The organism is Alkalihalophilus lindianensis, from assembly GCF_032843265.1.
In the GTDB taxonomy this organism is placed as follows: domain Bacteria; phylum Bacillota; class Bacilli; order Bacillales; family Bacillaceae_D; genus Alkalihalophilus; species Alkalihalophilus lindianensis.
Genome location: NZ_JAWJBA010000692.1, coordinates 1 through 253 on the forward strand (window position 1 = coordinate 1; position 253 = coordinate 253).

The window sequence follows — 253 nt, forward strand, 5'->3', positions numbered from 1 at the left end:
CCGCCACAGCAGCGAAGATCGCTAATAAGACGGCGCAAGTTTTTCAAAAAGAAATATCAAAGATTATGAACATCGATAATGTTAGTATTCTCGCAAAAGCGGAGGTTGGCGACATTCAAGCACCGATCAAACCTCAGCCACTATTAAACATTGCCATTGCCATGGTTGTTGGTTTAATGGTAGGTGTAGGTCTAGCATTTTTACTAGAATACTTCGATAACACGATTAAAACAGAGCAGGAAATTGAAACAAT

The 253-nt window shown here is 39.5% G+C and carries 1 protein-coding gene; it reads left to right on the plus strand.

From position 1 onward, the window contains the following. Window positions 1-253: YveK family protein (locus tag RYX56_RS23940; protein ID WP_317124332.1), on the plus strand; the 253-nt coding region annotated here is incomplete at both ends.